At 64.8% G+C, this 14355-nt stretch carries 14 protein-coding genes; 7 read left to right on the top strand and 7 right to left on the bottom strand.

Translation table 11 applies throughout. The features are described from left to right. Window positions 1–79 precede the first annotated feature (79 nt). The 3 genes from EO141_RS04040 to EO141_RS04030 all read left to right on the top strand — a co-directional run bounded on the left by EO141_RS04040 (window position 80) and on the right by EO141_RS04030 (window position 2915). Window positions 80–496 (top strand): hypothetical protein, encoded by a 417-nt coding sequence (locus EO141_RS04040; RefSeq protein ID WP_104582623.1) that lies wholly within the window; start codon window positions 80–82, stop codon window positions 494–496. Beyond that, a complete protein-coding gene (locus tag EO141_RS04035; protein WP_127168574.1) occupies window positions 493–1818 on the top strand; it encodes a sorbosone dehydrogenase family protein in 1326 nt (441 codons plus the stop codon). Before EO141_RS04040 ends, EO141_RS04035 begins: the two co-directional genes overlap by 4 nt. Window positions 1819–2228: 410 nt before the next feature. Next, window positions 2229–2915 carry a thermonuclease family protein gene (locus tag EO141_RS04030; RefSeq protein WP_126970304.1) on the top strand — a complete coding sequence of 229 codons (687 nt, stop codon included), beginning with the start codon at window positions 2229–2231 and terminating at the stop codon, window positions 2913–2915. 167 nt (window positions 2916–3082) lie between these two features. Here EO141_RS04030 and EO141_RS04025 read toward each other — a convergent pair whose 3' ends face one another. From EO141_RS04025 to EO141_RS03995, 6 genes are all read right to left on the bottom strand, one after another. After that, window positions 3083–3451: a response regulator gene (locus EO141_RS04025; protein ID WP_104582620.1), complete on the bottom strand. Its 369-nt coding sequence runs from the start codon at window positions 3449–3451 to the stop codon at window positions 3083–3085. Window positions 3452–4477: 1026 nt separating this feature from the next. Then, window positions 4478–5158, bottom strand: a complete 681-nt coding sequence (locus EO141_RS04015) for a glycosyltransferase family 2 protein (protein WP_119131967.1) — start codon at window positions 5156–5158, stop codon at window positions 4478–4480. Then, the gene (locus EO141_RS04010) at window positions 5155–5751 is read right to left on the bottom strand and encodes a class I SAM-dependent methyltransferase (protein ID WP_127168573.1); all 597 of its coding nucleotides are present in this window, start codon (window positions 5749–5751) and stop codon (window positions 5155–5157) included. Before EO141_RS04010 ends, EO141_RS04015 begins: the two co-directional genes overlap by 4 nt. Next, complete coding sequence (locus tag EO141_RS04005; protein ID WP_127168572.1) at window positions 5748–6509, bottom strand: PIG-L deacetylase family protein; 762 nt, start codon at window positions 6507–6509, stop codon at window positions 5748–5750. Before EO141_RS04005 ends, EO141_RS04010 begins: the two co-directional genes overlap by 4 nt. After that, the gene (locus EO141_RS04000) at window positions 6497–7492 is read right to left on the bottom strand and encodes an acyl-CoA dehydrogenase (RefSeq protein WP_164739052.1); all 996 of its coding nucleotides are present in this window, start codon (window positions 7490–7492) and stop codon (window positions 6497–6499) included. The genes EO141_RS04005 and EO141_RS04000 overlap by 13 nt, the downstream gene beginning before the upstream one ends. Further along, complete coding sequence (locus tag EO141_RS03995) at window positions 7489–7842, bottom strand: hypothetical protein (RefSeq protein WP_127168571.1); 354 nt, start codon at window positions 7840–7842, stop codon at window positions 7489–7491. Before EO141_RS03995 ends, EO141_RS04000 begins: the two co-directional genes overlap by 4 nt. A gap of 42 nt (window positions 7843–7884) precedes the next feature. Between EO141_RS03995 and EO141_RS03990 the strand changes: the two genes are divergently transcribed. The 3 genes from EO141_RS03990 to EO141_RS03980 all read left to right on the top strand — a co-directional run bounded on the left by EO141_RS03990 (window position 7885) and on the right by EO141_RS03980 (window position 11239). Continuing rightward, window positions 7885–8409, top strand: coding sequence for a helix-turn-helix domain-containing protein (locus EO141_RS03990; RefSeq protein ID WP_241236618.1), 525 nt, complete (start codon window positions 7885–7887; stop codon window positions 8407–8409). Continuing rightward, complete coding sequence (locus tag EO141_RS03985) at window positions 8406–10100, top strand: FAD-dependent monooxygenase (protein WP_127168570.1); 1695 nt, start codon at window positions 8406–8408, stop codon at window positions 10098–10100. Before EO141_RS03990 ends, EO141_RS03985 begins: the two co-directional genes overlap by 4 nt. Before the next feature lie 110 nt (window positions 10101–10210). After that, window positions 10211–11239: a Gfo/Idh/MocA family oxidoreductase gene (locus tag EO141_RS03980; RefSeq protein ID WP_164739051.1), complete on the top strand. Its 1029-nt coding sequence runs from the start codon at window positions 10211–10213 to the stop codon at window positions 11237–11239. Between the two features lie 123 nt (window positions 11240–11362). On the opposite strand, the gene EO141_RS03975 is transcribed toward EO141_RS03980, so the two are convergent. Then, window positions 11363–13624 carry a methyl-accepting chemotaxis protein gene (locus EO141_RS03975; RefSeq protein ID WP_127168569.1) on the bottom strand — a complete coding sequence of 754 codons (2262 nt, stop codon included), beginning with the start codon at window positions 13622–13624 and terminating at the stop codon, window positions 11363–11365. 418 nt (window positions 13625–14042) lie between these two features. Here EO141_RS03975 and EO141_RS03970 point away from each other — a divergent pair, with 418 nt between their 5' ends. Next, on the top strand, window positions 14043–14351 hold the full coding sequence (locus tag EO141_RS03970) for a hypothetical protein (RefSeq protein WP_127168568.1): 309 nt from the start codon (window positions 14043–14045) through the stop codon (window positions 14349–14351). Window positions 14352–14355 lie beyond the last annotated feature (4 nt).

Here is a 14355-nt window from a genome sequence, read left to right as displayed (position 1 = left end):
GACCCAGCATCACCGCGCTCATCACGTGGCAGCTGGCAGCATCGGGGCACGTTTCACCAACGCTCCCAATGAGTCCGCCATGAATTCCACTGCCATGCCCGCCCGATCCTGGGCCATCCATCCGTTCCACGCAGCCGTGCTCGGCGGTGTGTGGCCGCTGTTTCTCGGTACCTTGCTGAGCGACTACGCGTACTGGAGCAGCCATCAGATCCAGTGGGCCAATTTCGCCGCATGGCTGCTGATCGGTGCGATGGTGTTGACGACCATCGCGCTCCTGTGTGCGATCGTCGGCTTCGTTCGCGGAAGCCGCAACGTGATCTATGTGATCGCGCTCGGCGCCGCATGGATCGTCGGCTTCTTCGACGCCTTGCATCATGCCCGCGACGCCTGGGCGATCATGCCGGCGGCGTTGGCGTTTTCGTTGATCGCGACCGCGTTCGCCCTGGTTGCAACCTGGTCGGGGCTGTCCAGCCTGCGCGTGGGAGGTGCCCGATGAAGCGTCATACCCTGACCATCCTGTCGGTTTCCGTGCTCGCTGCCGCGCTTGCATCCTGCGGCAAGGCCCCCGAGCTCGCGCAACATGGCGCCAGCCCCGAATTGCCAGCGCCGGATCGTGGCCTGTTGCCCGACATGACCATCGCCGAGCCGACTGCCTGGGGTGATCGCAAGCCCACCGTGCCTGCGGGTTACCGCATCGCCGCGATCGCCACCGGGCTGGGCATTCCACGCCAGACGCTGGTGTTGCCCAACGGCGATATCCTGGTTGCCGAAGGCCGCGGCGGCAGCGCACCCAATCTCAAGCCCAAGGACGTGATTGCCGGAGCGATCAAGGCCAAGGGCAACACCTCGGTCAAGAGCGGCAACCGCCTGACCTTGCTGCGCGATGCCGATGGTGACGGCACGTATGAACTGAAGACCGTCTTTGCCGACAAGCTCAATGCACCCTACGGGCTGGCACTGATCGGCAACGCACTTTATGTGGCAAATCAGGACGCACTGGTACGCTTCGACTATCAGCAGGGGCAGACCAAGGCCAGCGCTGCGCCCAGCAAGGTCACCGACTTGCCGTCGGCCATCAACCACCACTGGACCAAGGCCCTGACCGCCAGTGCGGATGGACGCTATCTGTATGTTGCGATCGGCTCCAACAGCAACATCACCGAGCGCGGCATGATTGCCGAGGTCGACCGCGCCCAGGTCTGGCAGGTGGATCCGGCAACCGGCGCCCACAAGAGCTATGCCACCGGCTTGCGCAATCCCACTGCATTGGCGATACAGCCCGGTAGCGGCGCATTGTGGGCGGTGGTCAACGAGCGTGACGAGATCGGTCCGAATCTGGTGCCCGACTACCTCACCTCGGTGCGCGAAGGCGGTTTCTACGGCTGGCCCTACAGCTACTGGGGAAAGAATGTGGACACGCGGGTCATGCCGCAGGATCCGCAGAAGGTTGCGTCGGCCATCGTGCCCGACTACGCGCTGGGCTCGCATGTCGCCGCACTCGGTGTGGCGTTCTCGTCGACCGCGATGGGGGCGCAGTTTGCCGACGGCGTGTTCGTCGGCGAACACGGCAGCTGGAATCGCGACCCGCCAGTGGGCTACAAGGTGGTGTTCGTACCATTCCGCGATGGCCGCCCCGCGGGCAACCCGATCGACTTCGTCTCCGGCTTCCATGGCGACGATGGTCTGACCCGCGGCCGTCCGGTCGGCGTGACGCTCGACCCGCGGGGTGCATTGATCGTTGCGGACGATCTGGCCAATACGATCTGGCGCGTGACGCCGGATGCGGCGCCTGTGTCGCCACAACCGGCAGCGCAATAAGTCTGCCTGCATGCCCGGTTCCGCAAGGGACCGGGCGGCGCGTGGTGCTTGCGCGTGCCAACGGTGCACCGGGGCAGGGATGACCTGTCTCTCGGCAACGGCGAGACATCTGTCCAGAGATACGCATCTACAAGGAATGACACTTGTCCTTTACCTCGGGCTCGCCGCGTGTGCTCGGCCTTGAATGCGGCGGTTTGAACGTATTCGATGAACGCCCCATGCCATGGCCTTCTCGCAGGCCGCAGCAAGGGATAGGCAGCGCCTTCCCATTGGCATACAGTGCCGCCCCGCGTCGCTTGGTCGATGCGGGCACCAGCGCGATGGAAGCTGGTGAGCCAATCGGCTAGACGCTGTCACCCAGGCAAGAACAGACGGACCACGCTCTGCCGATCACCCGAGGCTTGTTGTTGATGTTGTCCAGATGTTCGGTGGTTGTTGTCGTTGCGCTGTTCGCCTCACCCGTTATCGCAGCAGAGCTGGTTGGCCGGGCAACCGTCACCGATGGTGACACCATCACGCTCGCGCAGAAGCGTATCCGCCTGTGGGGCGTCGATGCCCCCGAAAGTGCGCAGCAATGCACCAGCGATACCGGCAGCGCGTGGCCTTGCGGCCGGCGTTCCGCCGCTGCCCTGGATGGCTATCTGCGTGACAGGACGGTTCGCTGCCAACCCAAGGATACCGATCGCTACGGACGAGTCGTTGCCGAGTGCTACGTGCAGGGACAATCGGTCAACCGCTGGATGGTGCAGTCCGGTTGGGCGGTGGCCTACCGCGAGTACGCCACCGCGTTTGTCGCCGACGAACGCACCGCGCAGCAACAGCGGCGCAACCTCTGGGCCGGCACCTTCCAGATGCCAGCCGACTACCGTCGCGGCAAACGCAACCAATCGGCACGGCGGGCTCAGGCGGCAGCACAGACGCAGCTGCCTGCGCACTGCGCCATCAAGGGCAATATCTCGAGCAAGGGCAGCAAGATCTTCCACATGCCCGGGCAACGCGACTACCAGCGGACCAGCATCTCACCTGCGAAGGGCGAGCGCTTTTTCTGCACCAGCCAGGAAGCGATCAATGCAGGCTGGCGACGTGCGGCAAGATGATGCCAGGCAGCGATCGGGGACCGGTCGTGATGCACGGGTTTGACGATGACGGCGATGGTTTCACCGGGTTGTCGCGATCGATCGATCCGGCCTGCGCAATGCCCCTGCCTTGAAACCTGCGCATGCTCGATCAGGACGAGGGTAGGGTTGCCTCGCCGCCGGCCACGCTAATGGCCGACGAATGCCTCGATATTCTGGACCAGGCTGCGGCGATTGTAAGGCTTGCTTAAAAACATCGTCCGGCTGGGCAATCCCTTGGGAGAATGCCCTAACCCCGATGTCAGGATTGCCGGCAGGTTGTTGCCGTCGGCACGCAGATACGAAATCAGGCCGTATCCATCCAGGAGCCCCGGCATCTGAAGGTCGGTGAACACGAGCGCTATCGCAGGACAATGATCGATTTGCTCCAGCGCACCTTGGGCATCGCTGGCAGTCACGACCGCATAGCCACTTTCGGTCAGCAACAAGGTGGCGATCTCGAGGGTATCGGCATCGTCCTCGACAATCAGGATCAGTTTTTCGTTGTGAGAGCCCATAACGCAGTTTTCCGAAAATGCATGCACCACACTACGTTTCCCACGCGAAAAACGCGTGATCGATTCGGCCACACTGAACAGCGCGCAGGATTTTCCCGTCCATCGCTCTGGGCGAGTCGTCGAGCCGTTGCTGGATTCCACCAGGGAAGTGCCCTGGATGGACGCGTCAGCGACGTCAACGTGCATGCATTGGCATATCTGGCGCGTGTCGATGCCGCATACAGTGTGGCGGCTCCGGGCAGCACGATGGCCAAAGCGGTTCAGGCGACACGTGCAGCAAGCAGTCGCTGCCGCCGAGCGCGGCGCGTTGTCTGACCAAGCGAACGTGCGCAGCACGGCGAGGCGGTTGCTCAACCGTTGGTCGGTGTCGTCCATACCCTGAAACAATGTGCCGGCTGGCAGCGACGCTGCCTGGTTGACGACATCAGACATGCCCGAAACAGCTAGACGCTCTCGAGAATGCCCAGCGGCGTCACCGTGCATCGGTCCATCCATTGTCTGGCGTAATGGTGCGCGGCAAGCTGCGTGTCGAATCGCACTGCATGTCGTTGGCCGTACAAGGTGATTCCATCATCGAACGACACCAGGATCTCCGGGGAGAAAACGCCGTCCACCGGAAACGTATGTGCAGTCAATCGGTAACGACCGATTTGCCGAAACATCGTGGGGGCCATCATAACCTCGGTAGCGGCAGTGGCCGCCTTGCCGGTTGCAGTCAGTCAATACGCAGTTGCACCTTGATCGCTATTTTTTCAATATGCAAGCGATATGGAGAATAATCTGCAGGCGGCAATGGAATCAAAAGAACGCGACCGCAACAGTATATGCACAGCCCGCTTATACAGATAAACATAGGGTCTTGTGGAGCGGCAGCTGGCGGTGATCGAACTAGCGATCAGCGGGATAAACTGATTTATCCATGCTGCCCGCAAACGCGATCGTTTCCAACGCGGGCGAGCGATCGATACGGGCTGGCGGTTCGGCTGCTTGCTGTCGCATGACGCGGTAAGGCGCTCAGCGACGACATCAACTACCCAGCACCGGCTCCCCTGCCAGCACGGCCATTTCCAGGCGCGCCAGGTGATCGCTGAATCCGCCGGTCGCGCGGGCAATACGGCGTGCGCTGGTATTGACGACCGGCTTGACCAGGCGGGCAATCTGCATGCCCGCACGCTCCAATGCCGACACCAGCGCCACGTCTTCGCTGCACTTCAGCGCTGAGAAGCCACCGGCTGCCACGTAAGCGGCCACACTCATGCCGAGATTGGCGCCATGCACATGCGGGTGACCGTCGCGACGAATTTCCTTGGCCAGGAAGGCTTGCCGTGTTTCGGGGCGGAAATCGTGCCAATCGGTCACTTCCACCACGCCACAGAACACATCGGCGGCACAATCGAGCTGCGCCGAGAGCCAATCCGGCGGCACGCAGGTGTCGGCATCGGTAAACGCAAGCCAGCGCGCCCCGCGCGCGATCGCGGCCGAGGCCGCCGCTGCACGCGCTATGCCGACGCCCCCGCAGGTAGTAACGGTTCTTGCGCCATGCGCGCGGGCGATCGCGCCGGTGCCGTCGGTGCAGCGATCAAGCGCGACATGGATTTCCACGCGCTCTCCACACAGGTGCGGGTGCGCGGCTGCCACTAGAATGGACTGCAGGCAGTCGCCGATCAGATCCGCTTCGTTATGCGCCGGGATGGTGACCGCGATCATCGCAGCTGCTCCTGTTGCGCAATCGATGGGCCCGACATCCAGGCCTGCAGCACGAAGTCCGCGTCCTCATAGACGCACAACGTGTCCATTGCCAGTGCCTGGTTCAGCGCGCCGTGGACCTGCTCGGCGCTGCGCAACGCACCCTCGAAGGCATGCCGCCAGTGACACGCCACAAGACAACCCCGGGCGGTGAGCGAGCGGGCGAACAGCGCGACGGTTTCTTCGAACGCCGAAGCTTCGAGGTAATAGCCCACCTCACTGAAGACAATCAGGTCGAACAGACTCTCCGGCCAGTCCGACGGATGCGCCGCCTGTTGCAGCGTGACCGCAGGCAGCCCCTGCACGCGCGCGCTCGCCAGCTCGACCGCCTGCTGCGACAGATCCGTGGCCAGCAGCGTGTCGCAGCGCGGTGCCAATTGCGCGGTCAGCTCGCCGTTGGAACATCCAAATTCCCAGCCACGCGCGAACCTTGCGTAGGGCAGGGCACCGAGCAGGATGTCGCGCTTGCGCTGCTCGTACCAGCGCGAGCGATAGCCGAACGGGTCTTCATCGGCATACATCTGCTCGAAGTGCTCAACGCTCAGCACCGTCATCGGATGAAGACCTCAAACGGCCGCGCAAAGCGCTCCAGCACCGACGGCGGCAGAATCGGTTCTGCAACCGCCGGCGTGCAATGGCCCAACTGCGTGGCAAAGCAGGCGATGGCATCCTGCTTGGCACGCAGCACTGCAGGCGCCAGATCCAAGCGCACCGCAGAGCCATCGGCAAACACGGCGTCTTCCGGACGCGCCCAATGCCACGCCCAGACCGGGTATTGCAGACGCCGGGCAGACTGCGCCTTGCACGCGGCACGGGTCGCACGCGACGCCGCCTCATGATCGGGATGGCCATCGCGCTCCCAGGTCACCAGCACCGTGTCTTGCGCAGTGATCAGACTGCCGATGGCCTCTGCCATGCGCGCTTCGCAGGCCGCCAGCGCACCATCGCCCAAGGCGAGGTGGATCAGTGCGCTCGGCAATACGCCCAGCTGCTGCGCCGCTGCATCCAGTTCCAGGCGCCGCGCCGGGCCCAGCACCTGCGGACGCCAACCGGGTTCATCCGGATAGGCCTGCTCGCCGTCGGTCAACGCGATGATCAACACCGGCATGCCGGCGGCACGCGTGGCAGCAATCAACCCGCCACAGCCGAGCACTTCATCGTCCGGATGTGGCGCGACCACCACCAGGCGCTGGCTGCCTTGCAGCAGCTGCGGCAGGGTGACGCGTGGCAGCGCACTCAGACACGGCGCGGCGCGCCATGCCGCTTCCGGCGTGCCTGCGCCTTCGATGGGCCGCCCGGCTAGATCTTCCATGGCGATGCCTCCTGCTGGCACAGCTCGCCCAGGGCTTGCAGGTCGCGTTCGGCATGATGTTGCCGAATGAATACCGACACGTCGGCGCAGCGCTGCGCATGCGCGCGGTTATTGCACAGCGGCCCTGGCCCCAATGCGCGAGCGACCCGGTCCAGCGTATCGCGTGCGACTGCTTCGACCACGCTGCGGACCTGCAGGACGCCACGCAGATGTGCCTGCTGCGGTTGCGCATCGATGCGCGAGGCAAGCTGACGCAGCAACGCAGCGGCAGATGCCAGGCCTGCATCGATGGCGCCCAGATGCGCGGCCGCGTGCGGGTCCTTGCTCAGGCGTGCAGAGGCGCGCAGCACATCGGCAACTGCGGCGGTGGCGCCGAACCAGCACGCGGCGATGCCGGCGCCTCCATGCCAGAAGCCAGGTCGGGTCAGGTACGCGTCGGCCGCGCCGATCTGCCGCGCCGGCGTATCGGAGAAGCGGACATTGGCCGTCTCGATGCCTTGCATCCCCACTGCCTGCCACGCACTGCTGTCGATCTGTATACCGGGCTGATCCAGTGCCACCGCAAACAGGCAACTGCTGCCTGCATGGGGCGTGGTCACCAGCGCATGCGTCACCTGCGCGGCGCCGGAACACCACGCCTTGGTGCCGCTGAGCGTCTGCCCGGAAAAACGCATATCGGACCCCGGCGGCTCGGCCGCCCACACCGCCCAGCGCTGTGTCGGCGTCATGATATCCACGCCCAGGTCGGCGCATATGGCCTGTGCGTCGTAATGGGCTTCCAGCAACTTGGCCACGCACAGGTCTTCTGCCGCGATATCGGCCAGCGTCTGCCAGCGCTCCAGGGTGTGGCCGCGTCCGGGAAGCGGCAGCGTGGGATGTGTGCGGAGCCACCTGTCCGCAATCGAATGCTTGAGCCCGTCATTGACGGCTGAATCCGTGCTCGCCGTGAAGGCAAGGGTGTTCGATGAAATACGTGCGCTCATTCAAACAAGCTAAGCAGCACACGGTGCAAGGGGTGTGAGGCGTGATGCGGGTTCTGGACCAGCGAAGCGAGCAGAAGTGCGGGCAGATCGTCACACCTCGCCGGGCGGATCGATACGCTGGAGACCATTTCGTTGTGGCCGAACGTGGCGCCGCTGACGCGTCTGTATGCATGACCAGCCAGGCTCAGCAGCGCTGTCCAGTGCAGTGTTTGCCCATCCGAGTCGCGTCGCAGGCCATAGGGCGACACGGTGACGCACGTGCCTGCCTGCGTGCTCGACACCAGCACCCTGCAATGTCGCTCGGGTTCGGGATGCAGGAAGCGTCCACGTGTGCAGAACAGCCGCAGCAACCGGCGGCGGACTCGATTCGATAATTGACAACATGCTGTCAAATGAGCAGCATGCTGCGGATGAGCACCCAAAACGATTTACTGGCTGTCCGCAACCTGGTCATCAAGATCTTCGAAACCAACGGCCGGCTGGTCGAGACCGGTAATGCACTGGTGCGTTCGGCCGGGCTGACAACCGCGTGGTGGCAGGTGCTGGGCGCCCTGGGCTATTCGCCGATGCCGCTGCCGGTGGCGCATATCGCGCGCAACATGGGCATCACGCGGCAGGCGGTGCAGCGCGTTGTCGATCTATTGCTGGAGCAGGGATTCGTCGCGCTCCAACCCAACCCTCATCACCAGCGCGCAAAGCTGGTGGTGCTCACGCGCACAGGCCGCGCTGCACTGGACGCCGCCGAAGCCGCCGCCGCTCCGCTCGACCAGCGGATGCTGGATCGCATCGGAGCCAGGCGCGTGGCAACCGCGCTCGCGGTGCTTGGCGAAATGAACCAGGTGATGGCGCAGGACCTCGCTGCGCCGACCGTGCCCGCCGAGGCACCACGCGTTTCCCGAAGAAAGGGCAAGCCATGAACACTGCCGTGCACCGCGATGTCGACACCGACGTCATCATCGTCGGCGGTGGCCCGATCGGCCTGACCACCGCCTGCGCGCTCGCCCATCACGGCGTCGACTTCCGTATCGTCGAACAACGCGTGCATGGCAGGCCGCATTCGCGCGCCAACAATCTGTGGGCGCGGCCGCAGGAGTTGCTTCACAGCATTGGCATCCGCGATGCGCTGGCGGAAAAGTCGTATCGGATCACCAAGGTCAGCACCTTGCTCAATGGGCAGGCCGTCGACCCGGTCGACATTGCCGATGTCCCCAGCCCGTACGCGCAGGTGCTCTACAGCGGCCAGGACGTCATCGAAACCATCCTGGCCGAGCAGCTCGCGGCGAAAGGTGGCAGCGTCGAGCGCGGCCGCAGGATGGTCGGCTTCGAACAGGATGCCGACGGTGTCACCGTCACGCTGGCGACATGCAGCGACGATCACGTCGATGGCCCGACCGAGCAACTCCGCTGCCGTTACCTGATCGGCGCCGATGGCGGCGACAGTGTCGTGCGTAAACAGCTCGGGCTGGATTTCGAGCCCAAAAAGTTGCCCAACCGCATGAACCTGCAGGTGGATGCCAAGCTGCGCTGGCGGCGCTCCACCGATTTCGATCAACTCTGGTTTTTCTATTACCCCAAGGGTTTTTGTGGTGTCTTGCCGGTATGGGGCGGCTACCACCGCCTGTTTTTCCTGGCCGATGACGCCGGCATCCCGGAACGCGACCCGACGCTGGAGGAAATGCAGGCCATCGCGCGCGAGGTGACCGAGGACCCGACACTGACGTTGAGTGATCCGATCTGGCTGACGCACAGCCGCTTCCAGCATGGCACTGCAGCGCAGTACGCCAAGGGGCGCGTGCTGCTGGTCGGCGACGCCGGCCATCGCACCTTGCCGATCGGCGGGCAGGGCATGAATGCAGGCCTGCACGATGCGATCGGCCTGGCATGGCGGCTGGCGATGACCTTGCAAGGCAAGGCCGCGCCGGTGGTGCTCGACTCCTACGATGGGGAGCGCGGCGGCGAACACCGTGCGCTCGACGCGCGACAAGCGCGTGGCTTCCACACCAGCGTCTACCGCGGCCCGGTCACCGATGCAGCCATGGGCATCGCCGCCAAGCTCATTCCCACCATCGGCACGCTGATTCAGGGCTCGGACGATCTGCAGCAGTTGTCGGTGGCCTATCCGCAAAGCCCGCTCAACGACGATCATCTCGGCGGCCTGCGCGAACTGCTTCAGCGCCGCGTCCCGCACTGCGGCGACCGCGCACCCGATGCGGCAATCGTCGCTGCCGATGGCAGCTCGACAACGCTGTTCGCACATCTCTACAACCCGGATGGATGGAGCTGGGGATGGTCGCTGCTTGCCTTCGACGGGCGGCAGCCCGATGCCATGCCACGGCTGCGCCTGGCGCTTGCCGAGCTGGACGCGTGGCCGTGGGTGCGGCCCAGGCTCATCCTGGCCGCCGCCGTACCACAGCCCGACGATGCCACCGCATTGTCGGACCTGGATGGTGCCGCGCATGCCGCCTACGGCATCGCAGACACCAGCGCGCTGATCCTGGTGCGGCCGGATGGCCACATCGCCTTCCGCGGCCGTGCCGATGCGCCGGAACTGCTGCGCGCCTACTGCGAACGCATCTTTGTCCCGGCGGTGCAGGACGCTGCAGGCTGAGCCTGCAGCGTCCCGTCCAAACCGGCCGATGCCGGCGCGCAAGCTGGCACCACCAGGAACGCTGGTCCCGCTTTGTTAGGATGCGCACCTGCGACCCAGGAGCCAAGCGCATGCTGCCAAACGTGTTTCCCGAGCCCGAGCTGTTCCTGCCGGAGCGCGGCGAGCCGTCGTTGCGATGGGGTGTGCTGGGACCTGGAGCGATCGCCTCCGCGTTCGTGAGCGCGCTGCGCAGCCATACCGGGCAGCAGCCATTCGCGGTGGCCTCGCGTACGCGTGCGCGTGCCGAGGCCTTTGCAAGAACGTGGGCGATGCAGCGCGCCTATGACAGCTACGCGGCGCTGGTCGAGGACCGCGATGTCGATATCGTCTATATCGCCACCCCGCACAGCGAACATCTGCAACATGGCTTGCTGGCGCTGCGCGCGGGCAAACATGTGTTGATCGAAAAGCCCATCACCACGCGCGCCGACGATGCGCGCGTGCTGGTGCAGGAGGCGCGGCAGCGCGGTCTGTTCCTGATGGAAGCCATGTGGAGCCGCTACCTGCCGCACACCGCGGTGCTGCGACAACTGCTGGCCGATGGAGCGCTGGGCGAGCTTCGGCATGTGTTTGCCGACCTGAGCCAGCGCGGCCCCGACGACTCCGCGCATCGACAACGCAATCCCGCGCTCGGCGGCGGCGCGCTGCTGGACCTGGGCGTGTACGCGGTGCAGTTCTCCTCGATGATTCTGGGCGCACCGACCGCGATCGCGACGACCGGCGCGCTGACCGACACCGGCGTGGATGCCTTTTCGACCATGGTGCTGTCGCATGGCGGCACCGCGCAATCCACCCTGATCAGTTCCATCGTGGCCCGCAGCAGCTCCAGCGCCTATGTCACCGGCGGCCGAGGCCGCATCGATCTTGCCGGCGAGTTCCATAACCCGACTTCGCTGAGCCTGGTCGGCAACGACCACGCCAGCACGCCGGCGGTGTGGAAGGATCCCACCGGAATCACCGGCTACGCAGGCCTGTCGTGGCAAGCGACAGCCGCCGCGCGTTACATCGGGGAAGGGCGCACGGAATCGCCGCTCCATCCACTGGACGAAGTGATCCAGATCATGACCACCCTGGATGCGGCGCGCGCGCAGCTGGGATGACGGGCAGCGTTCTGCCTGGGCACATCCTCACGTCTGGACTGCATCGCCTGGCGCGTTGGCCGCAGGTTCGATCCCCCAAACGCAAACGGCCCGGACGAGCCGGGCCGCTTGCAACGTGCGCGATCAGAACTCCTGCCAGTCGTTTGCATCGTGCATAGCGCCTGCGGCCACCGGCCGGTTGACGGCAGGTGCCTGGCGTAGCGGGTTTTTGACAGCAACGGCGGGGCGGCCAGCAATCACGCGGGGCGGTGTCGCAACCGGCGTTGCCGGACGCGTGGTGCGTGTGCCGTCGTCGCTGATCTTGAACACCGACACTGCCTGGGTCAGCTGCACGGCCTGTTCTTCCATCGAGCGTGCCGCGGCGGTGGCTTCTTCCACCAGCGCGGCGTTCTGCTGCGTGGTTTCGTCCATTTGCGTCACGGTGGTGTTGACCTGTTCGATGCCGGCCGACTGCTCCTGCGATGCCGCGGAGATCTCGCCCATGATGTCGGTCACGCGCTGCACACTGGCCACGATCTCGGCCATCGTGGAGCCCGCCGTATGCACCAGCGTCGAGCCTTCGGCGACCCGCTCGACCGAATCGTCGATCAGGCTCTTGATCTCCTTCGCCGCCGCGGTGGAGCGCTGGGCCAGCGTCCGCACTTCCGATGCCACCACGGCAAAGCCGCGGCCTTGTTCGCCGGCACGTGCCGCTTCCACCGCCGCATTCAGGGCCAGGATGTTGGTCTGGAACGAGATGCCGTCGATGACGGAGATGATGTCGGCAATCTTCCTGGACGAGGCCTCGATACCGGCCATGGTCCCCACGACCTTGCTCACGATCTCGCCGCCTTGCGACGCCACGCCCGCCGCACCGATCGCCAGCTGATTGGCCTGGCGGGCGTGTTCGGCATTCTGGCGCACGGTGGAGGTCAGCTCTTCCATCGAGGCGGCGGTTTCTTCCAGGTTTGCGGCCTGCTGCTCGGTCCGCTGCGACAGGTCCTGATTGCCGGCGGCGATTTCGCTGGCGGCGGCATTGATCGACACGGCGGAGTGCTGGATGCGGCCGACAATCTCCGCCAGCTGCGCGGCAGTGGCGTTGGCGTCGTCACGCATCTGCGCGAACACGCCCTTGAAGTCACCGGTCATCCGTGCGGTGAGATCGCCTGCGGCGATGGATTGCAGCAGCGACGACAGCGATTGCAGGTTGCCGTCGGCAGTGGCCATGAGCTGGTTGAGGCTATCGACCATCACATGGAAGTCGTATTGAAAACGCTCGGCATCGCCACGTGCGCTGAAGTCGCCATTGGCCGCAGATTGCGCCAACTGCTTGATCTCTTGGTTCATCGCAGACAGGTTGGCCTTCACCTCGTCCATGGTCTGCGTCAGCACGGCTTTTTCGCCAGGCAGGCGCTCCATGCTCTCGCTGAGGTCGCCGATCGCATAGCGCCCCATGATGCGTGCCAGGTTCGCCTGCACCGCCAGGTGCGAAGCCACCAGCGTATTGGTGTCACCGGCCATGCGGCCGTAGTCGCCAGGAAACGCCGTGGCATCGATGCGGAAACTGGTCTGGCCATCATCGTGGCGCCTGGCCATGTCGCTCTGCGCGCTGAGCAAGGATTGCAGCTGCGTCTGCATGCCACGCATGGCGCGCAGCAGCCGGCCGGCTTCATCCCTGGCGTCACTGTCCACGTCGTTGTCCAACTGGCCGTTGGCAATTGCCTCTGCGGCCCGGGTTGCGCGTGCCAGCGGCTGGGTCAGGCTGCGGGTGATGAGCCAGGCGAGCAGGCTGCTGATCACCACCACGGCAATGCCACCGCAGATGATCAGCAGCTTGCCGCGATTCATCGACGCCACGGCGTCTGCGTAGGCTTGCTGGCTCTGGCTTTCCTGTCGCGTCACCAGCTCGCGGATCTTGTCCTGCCATGCCATCGTCGCCGGGCGCGCTTTTTCGCTCAGCAAGGCCTGCGCGGGCGCATTGTCGTTTTGCGCGGCCAGCGCCATGACCTGATCGTTGATCTTGCCCGAGATCGCGCGTCGTTCGTCCATCTCGGTGCGAATCTTGCGACCTTCCTCGGAGCTGGGCAGCGTATCGAGCTTGGCCCGCAACTCGTTGTAGCGCTGGCGCTGCGCCTTGATGGTGGTGAGCGCTTCGTTGTTGAGTTCATCGCTGGTGGCCATGGCATAGGTGCCAAGCGCAATCAGGATCGATGAGTTGGCATCCAGCATGCCGTTACCGATCTGGATCTTGGCCATGCGGTCGAGCACGATGAAATCGAATTGCTGCCTTGCGTTGGCCAGGGTGACCAGGCCGGTTGCCACCAGCAGGCTCGACAGCAGGATCAGGGCACCGAAGGCGATGCCGAGACGGCGACCGACGTTATAGCGTTGCAAATAAGCAGTCATGCGGGTCGTCCTGATGTCCAGTGGGTGGCACCGGCCGGCACCGCGTGATGTTCGCGTGAATGCCTCGGCAACGTGATAACGACGCGACAAAGGCAAACTTAAACCTTCCGCTCCAGCCCGCATTTAGCTGATATTTTCGTTCACGCAGGTCAGGGAAAAACCGACTGGCGGCGCCGCGACGATCCACGTGACACTGCTGACGCTGTTGCATCGGCAGCGTCGCGCTCAGTCCTGGCGCGTGGGTACAACCCAGGCATCGGAGACGGCGAACGTTCGTAGCCGGCGTCGGGGTCGTGCTGTTCGGAGGGCACCGTTGGTGGGTCTTGCAGCGCGGTCGCCCCCCCGTGCTCCGGACGCCATGTCGCGCGCCATCCCTGACTCACTCGGCCGCGACGCCCCAAGCCTGATCATGCGCGCCATGAACAGCAGTACCCAGATCACCGCGCGAACGATCACGATCACCCCGGCAGGCGCAGCATCGGCCGGCAGCGAGGTCGTGGTGCACTTGTCGGCCAGCCCGGACCCGCGCTGGCAGGCATGTTTCAATTTCATCGTGCAAGGCCGCGATGGCTTCTTCCTGCAGGGCAGGCCGGTATTCGACAACGCGAGCTTCCACGGACTCTTGCAGGCCGGGCAGGCCGAGGCCTTTCGCCAGGAGTTGCCGGATCTGCTGGTATCAACCGCTGCGCTTGCGCGTGCCCAGGTGAACAAGGACGCGGCGCGATAACCGG

Origin of the sequence: Xanthomonas sp. BRIP62415 (assembly GCF_003993515.1) — a bacterium.
GTDB classification, from domain to species: Bacteria; Pseudomonadota; Gammaproteobacteria; order Xanthomonadales; family Xanthomonadaceae; genus Xanthomonas; species Xanthomonas euroxanthea.
The sequence above is the reverse complement of the archived record's forward strand: the minus strand, read 5'-3'. Positions and strand labels throughout refer to the sequence as shown.

Excerpts from the sequence above, each read along its gene's own strand:
- EO141_RS04000 (WP_164739052.1), bottom strand. The coding sequence starts at position 7,492 with ATGAGCGCACGTATTTCATCGAACACCCTTGCCTTCACGGCGAGCACG.
- EO141_RS04015 (WP_119131967.1), bottom strand. The coding sequence starts at position 5,158 with ATGATCGCGGTCACCATCCCGGCGCATAACGAAGCGGATCTGATCGGC.
- EO141_RS03990 (WP_241236618.1), top strand. The coding sequence starts at position 7,885 with ATGAGCAGCATGCTGCGGATGAGCACCCAAAACGATTTACTGGCTGTC.
- EO141_RS04010 (WP_127168573.1), bottom strand. The coding sequence starts at position 5,751 with ATGACGGTGCTGAGCGTTGAGCACTTCGAGCAGATGTATGCCGATGAA.
- EO141_RS04035 (WP_127168574.1), top strand. The coding sequence starts at position 493 with ATGAAGCGTCATACCCTGACCATCCTGTCGGTTTCCGTGCTCGCTGCC.
- EO141_RS04030 (WP_126970304.1), top strand. The coding sequence starts at position 2,229 with ATGTTGTCCAGATGTTCGGTGGTTGTTGTCGTTGCGCTGTTCGCCTCA.
- EO141_RS03970 (WP_127168568.1), top strand. The coding sequence starts at position 14,043 with ATGAACAGCAGTACCCAGATCACCGCGCGAACGATCACGATCACCCCG.
- EO141_RS03980 (WP_164739051.1), top strand. The coding sequence starts at position 10,211 with ATGCTGCCAAACGTGTTTCCCGAGCCCGAGCTGTTCCTGCCGGAGCGC.
- EO141_RS04025 (WP_104582620.1), bottom strand. The coding sequence starts at position 3,451 with ATGGGCTCTCACAACGAAAAACTGATCCTGATTGTCGAGGACGATGCC.
- EO141_RS03985 (WP_127168570.1), top strand. The coding sequence starts at position 8,406 with ATGAACACTGCCGTGCACCGCGATGTCGACACCGACGTCATCATCGTC.
- EO141_RS04040 (WP_104582623.1), top strand. The coding sequence starts at position 80 with ATGAATTCCACTGCCATGCCCGCCCGATCCTGGGCCATCCATCCGTTC.
- EO141_RS03975 (WP_127168569.1), bottom strand. The coding sequence starts at position 13,624 with ATGACTGCTTATTTGCAACGCTATAACGTCGGTCGCCGTCTCGGCATC.
- EO141_RS04005 (WP_127168572.1), bottom strand. The coding sequence starts at position 6,509 with ATGGAAGATCTAGCCGGGCGGCCCATCGAAGGCGCAGGCACGCCGGAA.